This is a genomic window from Tepidamorphus gemmatus (assembly GCF_004346195.1).
GTDB lineage: Bacteria > Pseudomonadota > Alphaproteobacteria > Rhizobiales > Tepidamorphaceae > Tepidamorphus > Tepidamorphus gemmatus.
Map to the genome: position 1 here is coordinate 468,600 of NZ_SMAK01000001.1, position 12,619 is coordinate 481,218.

The window sequence follows — 12,619 nt, forward strand, 5'->3', positions numbered from 1 at the left end:
CCTACCCCCGGATTGCCGCCTCGATGGCCGCCCTGTCGAAGCCGGTCTCTGCGATCACCACCAGGCGCCCGGTGCGCGCCTCGCCGGGCGCCCAGGGCCGGTCGAAGGTGTGATGGAACCGGTTGCCGACACCCTGTACCGCGAGCCGCAACGGCTTGCCGGCGACCGCGACGAAACCCTTGATGCGCAGGATATCGTGGGTCTCGGCGGCCGTCTTCAGACGGGCCACCAGCCGCTCCGGCTGGTCGATCTCGCCGATCTCGACGACGAACGTGTCGAAGTCGTCGTGCTCGTGGCCATCCTCGCCATCGTGATGCGACGGGCGGGCGTCGAGATCATCCTCGGCGGCCGCGCCGATCCCCAGCAGTACGGCCGGATCGATGCGGCCCTCACGGGTCGCCACGACCTTCACGGCGCGCGGCAGGGATTCGGCGATGGCGCGGCGCAGCATGTCGAGCTCACCCTCGTGCAGCAGGTCGGCCTTGTTGAGCAGCACGAGGTCAGCTGCCATCAGCTGGTCCTCGAAGACTTCGGCCAGCGGATTGTCATGATCGAGCGATGGGTCTTCGGCGCGCTGGCGAGCGACCTTCTCGGGATCGTCGGCGAAGCGTCCGGCCGCGACCGCCGGGCCATCGACGACGGTTATGACACCGTCGACCGTCATGCGCGAGCGGATGGTTGGCCAGTCGAATGCCTTGATGAGCGGCTTCGGCAGGGCGAGACCCGAGGTCTCGATCAGCACATGCTCGGGTGGCTGCGGCCGGTCGAGCAGTGCCTGCATCGTGGGCAGGAACTCGTCGGCCACCGTGCAGCAGATGCAACCATTCGCGAGTTCGACGATGTCCTCCTCAGAGCAGTCGGCGATCCCGCAGCTCCTCAGCAGCTCTCCGTCGATGCCGAGCGAGCCGAACTCGTTGACGATGATCGCGATGCGGCGGCCGTTCGCGTTCTGGAGCACGTGTCGCACCAGGGTCGTCTTGCCGGCGCCGAGAAAGCCGGTGATGACGGTTGCGGGAATCTTGCCGGCGGCCGGACGGGCGGTTGCGGTCATTCGGCGGCGTCCTTCAGCGGTGGTTGCGGAGCGGCGAGATGCAGCGGAAAGCGCCCGATGATCGCATGCCGCAGCGACTCGGGACGGCCGGAGCGCAGGACGGCTCCTGTCTCCGATCGCGCATAGGCGATGGCGTAGTCGATCAGGTCGTCGGCGTGTTCCGGGCCGAGATCGCCAACCATGTAGGCCCACTTGCCGGGCTGGGAGATCGCCGCCGAACAGCCGCGCTCGCAGTTGGCGAAGCAGACGACCGGGACGATCGCCGGGGCATCGGCGCCGAGCGCCCGCGCCGCGGCACCGGTCGCCTCGAACAGCAGCTGGCCGGCACGCGGCACATCTTCGGCCGACGGCGGATCGCCCGCCCGCCGGCAGGTTGTGCAGACATAGAGCGTCGGGCGCGAGTCGCCGGCCACCGCTTGTTCCCCAAGTCACGGCGCAGGATTGCGCCTGTCGGGGTGCGTGGTCCCGCCCGCGTGCGACATCGCCGGGACGGTCGCCGACGGGATCGCCGGTTTCCGCAGCGCCGGCGCACCCCGCCCGGCTTGCGGTCAGTCCGTTGCGACGGCAGGTCTCCTGGCTCGCGGTTCAGATCGCCTTCCGTCACCTTCCCGGGCGCGGACCCAGTGGCATCCGACGGGTGGCTCACCGCCTACAGTTGCGGGGGCAGCCGCGGCATGGGGCCTGGTCCGACATGTCCGGCCCGGCACCGCGTTCCCTTTTCACCTTCGTCCCGCTTGCGCCGGGGCGAAGGACCGTCACGGATTGACTATTGGTTCGTCCGGGGCGAGTCAATCGCGGACGGGCCCGGCAGGGGATTCCCGGAGGGCGTGACAATGACGGTGACTTTCGTGCTGGGCGGAGCCAGGTCGGGGAAGAGCCGCTACGCGGAAAGCCTGGTGACCGCATTGCCGCCGCCCTGGACCTTCATTGCGACCGCCGAGATCCACGACGACGAGATGCGCCAGCGGATTGCCGAGCATCGCGCCCGGCGTGGCGAGGGCTGGTACACGCTGGAGGCGCCCGTCGACATCGTCGGGGCGCTGCGGTCGGCGCCGGCGGGTGCGCCCGTCCTGGTGGACTGCCTGACGCTGTGGCTGTCCAATCTGATGCTGGCCGACTATGACGTCGTCACCGCCGTCGACGACCTGGCCCGGGCGCTCAGCGAATCGTCGGCGCCAGTCGCCATCGTCTCGAATGAACTGGGGCTCGGCATCGTGCCCGACAATGCGCTCGCCCGGCAGTTTCGCGACGCGCACGGCCGGATGAACCAGCGCATTGCGGAGGTGGCCCACTCGGTGGTGTTCATGCTGGCCGGTCTGCCGATGCCTGTGAAGGTGGCGCGATGAGCGGACCGGATGCGGCGGCGCGGCATCGCGCCAAGATGGAGAAGCGGAAGGCGGTTCAGGACGCCGAAGTGGCGTCCAAGACGATCGAGAAGGGCCTGCTGATGGTCCATACCGGCGCCGGCAAGGGCAAGTCCACCGCTGCCTTCGGGCTGGCGCTCCGGATGGTCGGGCGGGGGCGCAAGGTCGGCGTGGTGCAGTTCATCAAGGGCGCTTGGTCGACCGGCGAGCGTGGCGCGCTCGAGAGCTTCGGCGCGCTCGTCGAATGGCATTCGATGGGCGAGGGCTTCACCTGGGAGACGCAGGACCGCGACCGCGACATCGCCGCCGCCCGCCGCGCCTGGACGAAGGCGCTGGAGCTGATGGACGACCGCTCGGTCGCGCTGCTTGTCCTCGACGAGCTCAACATCGCGTTGCGCTACGACTACCTGCCGATCGACGAGGTGGTCGGCGCGCTCGCCGCCCGCCGTCCCGACCTGCACGTCGTCGTCACCGGCCGCAACGCGAAACCGGAGCTGATCGAGGCGGCCGATCTCGTCACCGAGATGACGCTCGTCAAGCATCATTTCGCCGCGGGCGTTAAGGCGCAGGAGGGCATCGAGTTCTGAGCGCGATGTCTGGCCATCTGCCGTGCCGTCATTCCGGTCGAGCCGAGCGCGTGCCGGGACCGGGGCGCTTCGACATCGCCGATCCAATCCTCCCGATCGCGAACAGCCGCTGGTGCGGCTGCCGCGATGAGGGGCCGATTGTGGCTGCGAGCGGGATTGGAGGACGCCGCGCCGAAGCCCTGGCGCGGCCGGCTGCGCCATGACAGCCCGCGCAATCATGTTTCAGGGGACCGGCTCGAATGTCGGCAAGTCGCTGATCGTGGCGGGGCTGTGCCGGGTGCTCAGGCGTCGGGGGATCGCAGTCGCGCCGTTCAAGCCGCAGAACATGTCGAACAATGCTGCCGTCACCGCCGAGGGCGGCGAGATCGGCCGGGCGCAGGCGTTGCAGGCCCGCGCGGCGGGGTTGCGGGCCTCGGTGGACATGAACCCGGTGCTGCTCAAGCCGCAGAGCGAGACCGGCGCGCAGATCGTGCTGCACGGCAAGGTGATCGGCACGGCGAAGGCGCGCGAATGGCAGGAGATCAAGCGCGGACTGATGCCGGCGGTGCTGGAGAGTTTCGGCCGGCTCAAGGAGACCGCCGAGATCGTGCTGGTGGAGGGGGCCGGCAGCGCCTCGGAGATCAATCTGAGGGCCAACGACATCGCCAACATGGGCTTCGCTCGGGCCGCCGACGTGCCCGTCGTGCTGATCGGCGACATCGACCGCGGCGGCGTCATCGCCAGCCTGGTCGGCACCAAGACGGTCGTCGCGCCCGAGGACGCGGCGATGATCGAGGGCTTCATCGTCAACCGGATGCGTGGCGATCCGGGGCTGTTCGAGGCGGGAATGCGCGAGATCGCGCGCAGGACCGGCTGGGCGCCGCTCGGCCTCGTCCCGCATTACGACGCGGCGCGCCGGCTGCCGGCCGAGGATGCCTACGACCTCGCCGAGCGGACCGGCTCGCGAGGCGCGGGCGGTCGCCTGCGGATCGCGGTACCGGTGCTGCCGCGGATCGCCAATTTCGACGATCTCGACCCGCTTGTCGCCGAACCGGATGTCGATCTCGCGATGATCGAACCGGGACGGGCGCTGCCGGTCTGCGACCTTGTCATCCTGCCGGGCTCGAAGGCGACGATCGCCGATCTGGCGGCGCTGCGCGCCGAAGGCTGGGACATCGACATTGCGGCGCATGTGCGGCGCGGCGGGCGGGTGCTCGGGCTGTGCGGCGGCTACCAGATGCTTGGCCGGTCGATCGCCGACCCCGCCGGCATCGAGGGGCCGGCAGGCCGGGTGGACGGGCTCGGGCTGCTCGATGTCGAGACGGTGCTCGCCGGCGACAAGCATCTGGTGGAGGTGGCCGGCGTGACAATCGCCGACGGGCTGCCGCTTGTCGGCTACGAGATGCACATGGGGGTGACGACAGGGCCGGGCACCGGGCGCCCGCTGGTGCGCCTCGCCGACGGACGGACGGATGGGGCAGTCTCGGCGGACGGTTTGGTCGCCGGCACCTATGTGCACGGCTTCTTCGCCGATGACCGGCAGCGCGCCGCCTGGCTTGCGCGGCTCGGCGGCACAGCGTCCGGCGCTGACTACGAGGCCGGCGTGGAGGCCGCGCTCGACGGACTTGCCGCCCATCTGGAAAGGCATATCGACATCGGCCGGCTCATGTCGCTAGCCCGATGAGGGCTGCAAGCGCCAGTACGAAGATGCCCTGTGCAATGCAGGCGGTGCGGTAGAGGTCGAGCGCCCGGCGGATGTCCGCGGCCGTCAGGTCGGCGCGTCCGTCGCCCATCCAGCTGTCCTCGACACGGATGCCGCCATAGACGCGTGGTCCGGCGATCCGGATGCCGAGCGCGCCGGCCATCGCCGCCTCCGGCCAACCGGCATTCGGCGAGCGGTGACGGCGGGCATCCCGCTTGACCGCCCGCAGCGCCGCGGCCGCATCCGCCTCGCGGATCAGTGCGGCGAGGACGATCCAGCCGGCCGCCAGCCGCGAAGCCGGCAGGTTGACCAGATCGTCGAGGCGGGCAGCGGCGCGGCCGAAGTCGCGGTAGCGCTCGGTGCGGTGACCGATCATCGAATCGGCGGTGTTGACGGCCTTGTAGGCGGCGATCCCCGGCAGGCCGAGCAGCGCGCACCACAAAGCCGGCGCGACAACCGCGTCGGAGAAGTTCTCGGCGAGGCTTTCGATCGCCGCGCGGCAGACGCCGGACTCGTCGAGTGCCGCCGGATCCCGGCCGACGATGTGCGCGACGGCCGCGCGGCCGGCGTCGAGGCCGCCGGTCTCCAGTCCTTCGGCCACCGCCTCGACATGGTTCCAGAGGCTGCGCTGGGCGATCAGGCTCGAGGCGATCGCGGCAGTCAGGATGAGCGCGAGCAGCGACGGCAGCAGTGCCAGCAGAACCATCTGCACCAGCAGCGCCGGCACGACAGCGGCGATGAGGAGTGCGATCAGCGTCACGACACCGTTGAAGCGGCGAGTCTCGACGGTCATGTCCGGCCGGTTGAGCATCGCCTCGAGCCAATCGATCAGCGTGCCGATCCACACCACTGGATGACGGAGCACGGCGTAGAGCGGCCGCGGATAGCCGGCGGCGGCCTCGATCGCGAGGGCGGCGAACAGGACGTAGAGGTTTGTCGACAGCGTCATTGCCGGATCGATATCACGTCGCCCACCGGCGAGGCAGTGGCGGATCGGACGGCCGCCGCCATGTCGCAATCGCACTCGACGGGTCCGGGACCATCCGGTAGTCTCGCCTCCGGATCGGTCCCGAAAGGGCGAAGAGGGAACGCGGTGCCGGATCTCGTTCCGAAAGCCGCGGCTGTCCCCGCAACTGTAGGCGCCGAGCCGCCCCTCCAGCGAACCCACTGGCGCAAGCCGGGAAGGGGGAGGGCGGCGGTAGGCAGGCGCGAGCCAGGAGACCTGCCGGTCCATGGGGCAACTCCAAGGCCGCCGGTGGAGCGGCAGATCGGATGACGAGATGACTGAGACAACGACTTCCCTTTCGCAACCGGCAGCGGTCTCTTCGCGGCTGACGGTGGCCTCTGTGGTATTCCTGATGGGTGCGGCCGTCGTCTTCGTGACCGGCTTCGCGCATCCGCAGGCGCTGCACGACGCGGCGCACGATGCGCGCCACGCACTCTCCTTCCCCTGCCACTGATCGCGCCATGCTGAAGCGGATTCTGGCCGCGGGCCTCGTGGGAGGCATCGCCGGCGGACTGATCGTGGCCGCGATCCAGTCGGTCACGACGGTTCCGATGATCCTCCATGCCGAGGAATTCGAGGAGGTCGCCACCACGGGCCTGACAATCCTCGCGCACGCGCACGGCGACCACGCGCTTGGCGAGCACGGCGACGGGATGCGGACCATCCTCACCTATGTCGCCACCATCGCTGTCGCGGTGGGCTATGCCTGGATGCTGCTGGCAGTGATGTACGCCAGGGGCGCCCGGATCGACGTCAGCTCGGTGATCCCGTTCGCCATCGCAGGCTTCTTCGCCACCGGCCTCGCCCCCGCGCTCGGGCTCGCGCCGGAGCTGCCGGGGGTTGCGGCGGCCGATCTTTACGCGCGGCAGCTCTGGTGGGCGTTCACGGCCTTCGCCACAGCCATCGGGATCGGCGCGATCTATTTCGGCCGCAGCGCTCCCTGGGTGATAGGCGGGCTCGTGCTGATCGTGCTGCCGCATGTGGTCGGCGCGCCGCAGGCCGACGGCATGACGAGCGCCGTGCCGGCCGAACTCGCCGCACATTTCGCCGCGACGTCGCTCGTCATCCACGCGCTGATGTGGATCGTTCCTGCGGCGATCGCCGGTTACGCGATGTCGCGGATGAGCCTGGCCGACCGGACGGTCTGAGGCTCCGGGCCGGCCGGACGTCTTGCCGCCGGCCCGGCCTGGCCGCCGCGTCCTCGACCGCCTCTGCGAGCCGCGATGGGCAAGGCGTGGCGGGAGCGGTGTTGCGCCCCGATCCCGGCTCCGCGCGTCGTTCCGGCCGGAACGGCGCGCCTGGTGCCGGCGCCCGGGCCCGCCGATCGGGCAGGGTTCATCGTCTCCTCGAGGAATGTCACTCTCGTCGTCGGTCGATGATTCGCGCGAGGTGACGGCATGGTTTCCTTCGTTCCCATTCTTGCCTGGGTCTTGGCGCTCGTCGCCGCGGCCGCCGATATCGCGCGGGCCCCGCGTCCGCTCGGCGCGCGGCTGGTCGCGGACCGGCTGCTCCGGTGGATCTTCTTCTTCGTCATCGGCTTGATGAGCCTGTGGGCGTTCATGGGCCATGTCTTCTTTCCTGCCGAAGCGGCCGCGGCGATCGGCTGGCAGACGAGTCCGTTCCAGTTCGAGGTCGGGGTCGCCAATCTCGGCATCGGGCTGGCCGGCGTGGTCGGCGCCTTCTGGGGACGACTGGGATTCCGCACCGCCACATGGATCGTGGTGGCGTCGTTCCTCGGCGGGGCCGCGATCGGCCATTTGCGGCAGATCGCGGAGACGGGCAATCTGGCGGCTGGCAATGCCGGACCGATCCTCTATACCGACATCCTGACGCCGACGGTCGTGGCGGTGCTGCTGCTGGTCGCCTGGAAGGCGGATCAGAAGGCGTAGGTCGTGGCCGAGGCGGCGCGGGCGAGCGCGGCCGGATCGACCGCGAACACGCAGCGCGGCGTGCCTGCCGCCGCCCAGACGACCTCGTATGTCAGGAGCCTCGCGTCGATCAACGTGCGCATCGGTTCGGGATGGCCGATCGGCGGAATGCCGCCAATCGCATAGCCGGTGATCTCGCGCACGCGGCGGCCGTCGGGACGGACCAGCGGCTCGCCGAGTTCCGCCGCGACCGCCATCTCGTCGACCCGGTTGGCGCCGGAGACCAGCAGCAGGTAGGGTTGGCCGCTCGCCGCTCCGACGAACACGAGCGACTTGACAATCTGCGCCACCTCGCAGCCGCAGGCCCGGGCCGCCTCCTCGGCGGTGCGGGTCGAGTCCGGCATCTCGACAACGTTCACCGCAAGACCGGCGGCCGCGGCGGCGGCGGCGACACGGCGGGCACTTTCGGGAAGCTGATCCATGACGGGCGCCCTTATAGCAGCGGGCGCAGGCAGGGTCATCAGGGAGAGGCGATCCGCGTCGACCGGGATAGAAGCCTGATTTCTGCGAGCGATCATGGTAAACTGGTCGTTAATGGGCCGAATCTTCCGGAGACGGAGCTGCCAATGTCGGAAGAGACGATCATCGAGGCGCCGATCAAGCAGGCGGAGACGAGCCGCCTGCGCGCGGCGCTGCGGCGTGCCCGTCAAACCGAGGCCGAGCGCTCGGACGTCATCGTCGATCTGCGCGAGGCGGAGATCGCCCGCCTCGAACTGCTGCAGGATGCGCTTTCGGACGTCTTCGACGAGATTCCGGAAGGAACCGACCTGCTCGAATGCGCTCTGATTCCGGGTACCCCGCCGCGGTTGTGGATCGACGTGCTGGCCCATGTGGTGATGGCGCGTGACAAGCGCACCTACCGTTTCCTGAAGGACACCCGGCACGGACGGCAGGTCATCCTCGAGACGACCAGCATCGACGAGATGGCGAACCGCGTCACCGATTATGTCGCGCACCGGCTGATCGAGCGCGAACGGGCGCTGGAAAGCGACTCGGAAGGCAAGGCGATCGTGTCGCTCGCCGCCCGACAGGCGGAGGACAAGGCGATGACGGTTGAGCGGACCGTGCGGCGCTTCGGCTGGGGAAGCCTGATCACCGCCTTCGTACTCGGGGTGTTGATCGGCGCCGTCGGACTGTTCGTCGTCGGCGTGACGTTCAGCCTGCCCTAGGAGCTGCAGCGCACGGCGCGACCTCGTCCCGGCCGGTACGGAGCTCCTGCTCGCACAGTGTGTGGAGGACGCCCCCGTCAAAGCCGCGCACGATCATCCGGCACGACCAGGCGCCGGCCATCCCGGAAATGTCGAACAGGTTGTACTGGGCAGCCGGCCGGCCGCTGTGCTCCAGCGCCGAAGCCGAGGGTACGCCGACCACCGGTATCGGCGCGACCGGGCCGGGCAGCCAGCGCAGCGTGGCGCGGTGCTCGTGACCGTGCAGGATCAACTCGGCGCCGGCGCGCTCCAGTGCCGCTGCGACCTCGCGCGCGTCGAGAAGCCGGCGAAAGCGGTCGCCGGGCTCGCGCGTCGGCGGATGATGGATCATAACGACTCGGAACCAACCCTCGCGGCCGAGGCGGGCGAGAAGCATTTCGAGCCGCGCGAGCTGGTCGCGGCCGACCTTCCCCGTCGCCAGGAACGGCGCAGTGACAATCGCCGAGGAGCACCCGACCAAGGCCAGCGGACCGCGCCGCCTGAGATAGGGAAATCCGCCATGCGCCAGGGTGTCCGGGTCGCCGGCCATGTATTCGCGCCAGGCGAGTTCCGTACCCGTCACGGCGCGGCGCACATAGGTGTCGTGATTGCCGGGCACCAGCGAGACCTTGTCCGGTGGCCCGATGTGATCGAGCCATGCCCGGCAGGCGCGCCATTCGGCCGGCGTCGAGACGATGGCAAGATCGCCGGTTACCGCGATATGATCCGGCGCATGGGTGTGGATGTCGCCGGTAACCGCATCGAGGACATGGCGGACATGAACGCGGCGGCGGTTGCGCTGCCAGTTCACCCAGCCGATCGCTCGCTGCGACAACAGGTCGCGTCGGCGCGGCGGTCCGTCGGGCGGGACGTGGGGGTCGGAGAGATGGGCAAGCCTGAACATTGCCCGCGCTTTCTAGCGGCGGCGGGCTGCGATGGCCAGACGGACGGACCCGAACGCGGGGTGGTCGACCCGCCTCAGTTGGGCGCGAAGGTCATCAGCGCGGCCGCGATGCGGCCGTCGCGGAGATCGAGCGCCGGGCGCCAGACATAGGCGCCGCGACGGCGGAACAGCAGACGAAGCATGACAGGCTCCAGGCAAAAGGGTTCAGCTGCATCGCTGAACCTTTCCCATCCACCTAGTGGACGTCATCGTCCGGGTCAGCCAGCCCGCGCGCGGGGAGGGGTTGCAGTGCACGCATGGCGGGTTGACGGCCGATCGGCCTGCCCGGCGCACACCGGTTGCCGCACCGGTTCGTTCCCCGCGGTAGGGAGGGCGGGGTGCGCCGAGTGCTGACCCACCTCGTGTTCCGGCCATGGTGGCGCCTGAGCCGCGGCATGACGCTCGGCGTGCGGGGCATCGTCATCCGCGACCCGCAGCAGGTCCTGCTGGTCAGGCACAGCTACGTGCCGGGCTGGTACCTGCCCGGCGGTGGCGTCGAACGCGGCGAGACGGTGTTCGACGCGCTCGGGCGCGAGCTCGACGAGGAAGGGGGCGTCCAGCTGACCGGGGTGCCGCAGCTGCACGGCATCTTCTGCAACGATGCCGAGCACCGCGGCGATCATGTCGTTGCATTTCTCGTCAGGGACTGGTCGCAGGCGCGGACCGTGAGTGCGAACCTGGAGATCGTCGCCGCCGAGTTCTTTCCGGCGGATGCGCTGCCGGACGGCACCACGCCGGCCACCCGGCGGCGCGTCGCCGAGGTGTTCCAGGGAGCGGCGACCAGCCCCTACTGGTAGGCTGCCGCAGGGCAGGAAACGGTCAGGCGGCGCACAGCCGGTCGCGGTCGTGCGGCGCGTCGAGATCGAGATCCGGACCGACCGGGACGATGCCCGTCGGGTTCACGCCGCGGTGGCTCGCATAATAGTGCAGCTTGATGTGCGGGATATCGACCGTCCCGGCGATGCCCGGCATCTGGTAGAGCGCGCGCAGGTAGTTGGAGAGCGCTGGATAATCGGTGATGCGGCGGATGTTGCACTTGAAGTGGCCGACATAGACCGCATCGAAGCGCACCAGCGTCGTGAACAGCCGCCAGTCGGCCTCGGTGATCCGGTCGCCGACCAGATAGGGCTGGCGCGACAGCCGCCGGTCCAGCTCGTCGAGGGTGGCAAATAGCGCATGGACCGCTTCCTCGTAAGCTTCCTGCGAGGCGGCGAAGCCCGCCTTGTAGACCCCGTTGTTGACGGTCTCGTAGATCATGTCGTTGACGGCGTCGATCTCCCGGCGCAGCGGCTTCGGATAGAGGTCCACCGTCGTATCCGCGCCGACGCCATCGAACGCGGAGTTCAGCATGCGGATGATCTCGGAGGATTCGTTGGAGACGATGGTGCTGCGCAGCTTGTCCCAGAGCACCGGTACCGTCACCCGGCTGGTCACCTGCGGATCGGCCGCCTGATAGACCTCGAAGAGCCGGCTGCGGCCGGCCAGATGGTCGGGGAACGCTGCGGAGAACTCCCACCCCTCGTCGCGCATGACGGGAGCGACGATGCTCACCGACACGATGCTCTCCAGCTTCTTGAGTCGGCGGACCACGAGGGTGCGATGCGCCCAGGGGCAGGCGAGCGATACATAGAGATGATAGCGGCCGGGTTCCGCAGGGAAGCCGCCGTCCCCGCTCGGTCCGGGCGATCCATCGGCGGTCACCCAGTTTCGGAACCGTGTCTCGCTGCGCTGGAAACGCCCGTCGGCCGATCGAAGCGCGCTGTCATCCGATGTCCAGCGGCCGTTCACAAGCATGCCCATGTGATGTCTCCTCCTGTCCTCGATGTGCGCCGCGACCGTCCGTCTGTCGGTGCATCTAGGCATTGTTCACGTCCTGCAAAGGCCGTATGACGGCAGGGATTGTTGCGTGAGGATGAACAATGGATCGGCTAGCCGAACTGGAGACCTTCGTCCACGTTGCCGATGCCGGCGGGATCGGGGCTGCGGCGGACCGGTTGGGCGTGGCGAAATCCGCTGTCAGCCGCCGGCTCAAGGATCTCGAGGAACGGCTCGGCGTCCGGCTGGTCAACCGCACGACACGCCAGCTCAGCCTGACCGACACCGGTCGCGCCTATTACGAGCGGGCCGTCCAGTTGCTTGCCGATCTGGAGGAGGCGGATCAGCAGGCGGCGATGGTACACGGCGCACTGACCGGCCGTCTCAAGGTCGCCGCACCGCTGTCGTTCGGTCTGATGCATCTCGCGCCCGCCGTGCGGCAGTTCCTTGCCGACAATCCGGCCCTGTGGATCGACCTCGATCTCAACGACCGCCGCGTCGATCTGGTGGACGAGGGCTTCGATGTCGCGGTGAGGATCGGCCAGCTCGAGGATTCGAGCCTCATCGCGCGGCGCCTTGCCGTGGTGCGCAACGTCTGCTGCGCGAGTCCCGACTATCTCGCCCGCCACGGCAGGCCGCAACGGCCGGAGGATCTGGCATCGGGCCACGTCGCGCTGCGCTACACGAACGTGCCCGAGCGCCGGGCCTTCACGTGGGTCGATGCGGAGGGACGCGAGCGCTCGGTCTCCGTGCCGGCCAGGCTTGCCTCCAACAATGGCGAGATGCTGGTCGATGCGGCCGAGGCCGGGCTTGGTATCATCCTCCAGCCAACCTTCCTTGCCTACCGGTCGATCGAGGCCGGGCGGCTGGTGCCGGTGCTGACCGATGTCGCGTGGCGCGAGGTCGCCGCCTACGCCCTCTATCCACCGGGGCGGCATCTGTCCGCCAAGGTGAGGGCCTTCGTAGACCATCTCGGCCGCTGCTTCGGCGATCCGCCCTATTGGGATGCCTGTCTCAGGACGGCCGCTGCCCGGGCCTGAATGCGCTGTACCGCTGC

General features: G+C 69.2%; 15 protein-coding genes and 2 riboswitches. Of the genes, 9 read left to right on the top strand and 6 right to left on the bottom strand.

Going from position 1 to position 12,619, the window contains the following annotated elements:
- Position 1: 1 nt before the first annotated feature.
- The gene (gene cobW / locus EDC22_RS02175) at positions 2–1,051 is read right to left on the bottom strand and encodes a cobalamin biosynthesis protein CobW (protein WP_132804950.1); all 1,050 of its coding nucleotides are present in this window, start codon (positions 1,049–1,051) and stop codon (positions 2–4) included.
- Positions 1,048–1,464 (bottom strand): DUF1636 family protein, encoded by a 417-nt coding sequence (locus tag EDC22_RS02180; RefSeq protein ID WP_132804951.1) that lies wholly within the window; start codon positions 1,462–1,464, stop codon positions 1,048–1,050. The genes cobW and EDC22_RS02180 overlap by 4 nt, the downstream gene beginning before the upstream one ends.
- Before the next feature lie 133 nt (positions 1,465–1,597).
- Positions 1,598–1,823: riboswitch (cobalamin riboswitch) on the bottom strand.
- Positions 1,824–1,884: 61 nt separating this feature from the next.
- On the opposite strand from EDC22_RS02180, the gene cobU reads away from it, so the two are divergent.
- The 3 genes from cobU to EDC22_RS02195 all read left to right on the top strand — a co-directional run bounded on the left by cobU (position 1,885) and on the right by EDC22_RS02195 (position 4,665).
- Positions 1,885–2,397 carry a bifunctional adenosylcobinamide kinase/adenosylcobinamide-phosphate guanylyltransferase gene (gene cobU / locus EDC22_RS02185; protein ID WP_132804952.1) on the top strand — a complete coding sequence of 171 codons (513 nt, stop codon included), beginning with the start codon at positions 1,885–1,887 and terminating at the stop codon, positions 2,395–2,397.
- Positions 2,394–3,002 (top strand): cob(I)yrinic acid a,c-diamide adenosyltransferase, encoded by a 609-nt coding sequence (cobO, locus tag EDC22_RS02190; RefSeq protein WP_132804953.1) that lies wholly within the window; start codon positions 2,394–2,396, stop codon positions 3,000–3,002. The genes cobU and cobO overlap by 4 nt, the downstream gene beginning before the upstream one ends.
- A gap of 199 nt (positions 3,003–3,201) precedes the next feature.
- Complete coding sequence (locus tag EDC22_RS02195; RefSeq protein WP_132804954.1) at positions 3,202–4,665, top strand: cobyric acid synthase; 1,464 nt, start codon at positions 3,202–3,204, stop codon at positions 4,663–4,665.
- Here EDC22_RS02195 and cbiB read toward each other — a convergent pair.
- A complete protein-coding gene (gene cbiB, locus EDC22_RS02200) occupies positions 4,646–5,632 on the bottom strand; it encodes an adenosylcobinamide-phosphate synthase CbiB (protein WP_132804955.1) in 987 nt (328 codons plus the stop codon). The two genes, EDC22_RS02195 and cbiB, sit on opposite strands and share 20 nt — an antisense overlap.
- Before the next feature lie 98 nt (positions 5,633–5,730).
- Positions 5,731–5,927: riboswitch (cobalamin riboswitch) on the top strand.
- A 36-nt stretch (positions 5,928–5,963) separates the two neighbouring features.
- On the opposite strand from cbiB, the gene EDC22_RS02205 reads away from it, so the two are divergent.
- The 3 genes from EDC22_RS02205 (at position 5,964) to EDC22_RS02215 (ending at position 7,578) form a co-directional block, all read left to right on the top strand.
- Positions 5,964–6,143 carry a CbtB domain-containing protein gene (locus tag EDC22_RS02205; protein ID WP_132804956.1) on the top strand — a complete coding sequence of 60 codons (180 nt, stop codon included), beginning with the start codon at positions 5,964–5,966 and terminating at the stop codon, positions 6,141–6,143.
- 7 nt (positions 6,144–6,150) lie between these two features.
- Positions 6,151–6,837 carry a CbtA family protein gene (locus tag EDC22_RS02210; protein ID WP_165926752.1) on the top strand — a complete coding sequence of 229 codons (687 nt, stop codon included), beginning with the start codon at positions 6,151–6,153 and terminating at the stop codon, positions 6,835–6,837.
- A gap of 249 nt (positions 6,838–7,086) precedes the next feature.
- Entirely contained in the window at positions 7,087–7,578 is a 492-nt protein-coding gene (locus tag EDC22_RS02215; protein ID WP_132804958.1) for a DUF6790 family protein, read from the top strand.
- Here the strand turns inward: EDC22_RS02215 and EDC22_RS02220 are convergent.
- On the bottom strand, positions 7,566–8,039 hold the full coding sequence (locus EDC22_RS02220) for a YbaK/EbsC family protein (RefSeq protein WP_132804959.1): 474 nt from the start codon (positions 8,037–8,039) through the stop codon (positions 7,566–7,568). The genes EDC22_RS02215 and EDC22_RS02220 overlap by 13 nt on opposite strands.
- Before the next feature lie 144 nt (positions 8,040–8,183).
- Between EDC22_RS02220 and EDC22_RS02225 the strand changes: the two genes are divergently transcribed.
- The gene (locus EDC22_RS02225; RefSeq protein WP_132804960.1) at positions 8,184–8,786 is read left to right on the top strand and encodes a hypothetical protein; all 603 of its coding nucleotides are present in this window, start codon (positions 8,184–8,186) and stop codon (positions 8,784–8,786) included.
- On the opposite strand, the gene EDC22_RS02230 is transcribed toward EDC22_RS02225, so the two are convergent.
- Positions 8,773–9,708, bottom strand: a complete 936-nt coding sequence (locus EDC22_RS02230) for a metallophosphoesterase family protein (RefSeq protein WP_132804961.1) — start codon at positions 9,706–9,708, stop codon at positions 8,773–8,775. The two genes, EDC22_RS02225 and EDC22_RS02230, sit on opposite strands and share 14 nt — an antisense overlap.
- A 386-nt stretch (positions 9,709–10,094) precedes the next feature.
- On the opposite strand from EDC22_RS02230, the gene EDC22_RS02235 reads away from it, so the two are divergent.
- The gene (locus EDC22_RS02235) at positions 10,095–10,544 is read left to right on the top strand and encodes an NUDIX domain-containing protein (RefSeq protein ID WP_245499583.1); all 450 of its coding nucleotides are present in this window, start codon (positions 10,095–10,097) and stop codon (positions 10,542–10,544) included.
- 22 nt (positions 10,545–10,566) lie between these two features.
- Here EDC22_RS02235 and EDC22_RS02240 read toward each other — a convergent pair whose 3' ends face one another.
- Entirely contained in the window at positions 10,567–11,547 is a 981-nt protein-coding gene (locus EDC22_RS02240) for a glutathione S-transferase family protein (RefSeq protein WP_132804962.1), read from the bottom strand.
- 119 nt (positions 11,548–11,666) lie between these two features.
- Between EDC22_RS02240 and EDC22_RS02245 the strand changes: the two genes are divergently transcribed.
- A complete protein-coding gene (locus tag EDC22_RS02245; protein WP_132804963.1) occupies positions 11,667–12,602 on the top strand; it encodes a LysR family transcriptional regulator in 936 nt (311 codons plus the stop codon).
- The last annotated feature ends 17 nt before the right edge of the window (positions 12,603–12,619 follow it).

Excerpts from the sequence above, each read along its gene's own strand:
- EDC22_RS02240 (WP_132804962.1), bottom strand. The coding sequence starts at position 11,547 with ATGGGCATGCTTGTGAACGGCCGCTGGACATCGGATGACAGCGCGCTT.
- cobW (WP_132804950.1), bottom strand. The coding sequence starts at position 1,051 with ATGACCGCAACCGCCCGTCCGGCCGCCGGCAAGATTCCCGCAACCGTC.
- EDC22_RS02195 (WP_132804954.1), top strand. The coding sequence starts at position 3,202 with ATGACAGCCCGCGCAATCATGTTTCAGGGGACCGGCTCGAATGTCGGC.
- EDC22_RS02225 (WP_132804960.1), top strand. The coding sequence starts at position 8,184 with ATGTCGGAAGAGACGATCATCGAGGCGCCGATCAAGCAGGCGGAGACG.
- EDC22_RS02220 (WP_132804959.1), bottom strand. The coding sequence starts at position 8,039 with ATGGATCAGCTTCCCGAAAGTGCCCGCCGTGTCGCCGCCGCCGCCGCG.
- EDC22_RS02210 (WP_165926752.1), top strand. The coding sequence starts at position 6,151 with ATGCTGAAGCGGATTCTGGCCGCGGGCCTCGTGGGAGGCATCGCCGGC.
- EDC22_RS02245 (WP_132804963.1), top strand. The coding sequence starts at position 11,667 with ATGGATCGGCTAGCCGAACTGGAGACCTTCGTCCACGTTGCCGATGCC.
- EDC22_RS02215 (WP_132804958.1), top strand. The coding sequence starts at position 7,087 with ATGGTTTCCTTCGTTCCCATTCTTGCCTGGGTCTTGGCGCTCGTCGCC.
- cobO (WP_132804953.1), top strand. The coding sequence starts at position 2,394 with ATGAGCGGACCGGATGCGGCGGCGCGGCATCGCGCCAAGATGGAGAAG.
- EDC22_RS02230 (WP_132804961.1), bottom strand. The coding sequence starts at position 9,708 with ATGTTCAGGCTTGCCCATCTCTCCGACCCCCACGTCCCGCCCGACGGA.
- cobU (WP_132804952.1), top strand. The coding sequence starts at position 1,885 with ATGACGGTGACTTTCGTGCTGGGCGGAGCCAGGTCGGGGAAGAGCCGC.
- cbiB (WP_132804955.1), bottom strand. The coding sequence starts at position 5,632 with ATGACGCTGTCGACAAACCTCTACGTCCTGTTCGCCGCCCTCGCGATC.
- EDC22_RS02205 (WP_132804956.1), top strand. The coding sequence starts at position 5,964 with ATGACTGAGACAACGACTTCCCTTTCGCAACCGGCAGCGGTCTCTTCG.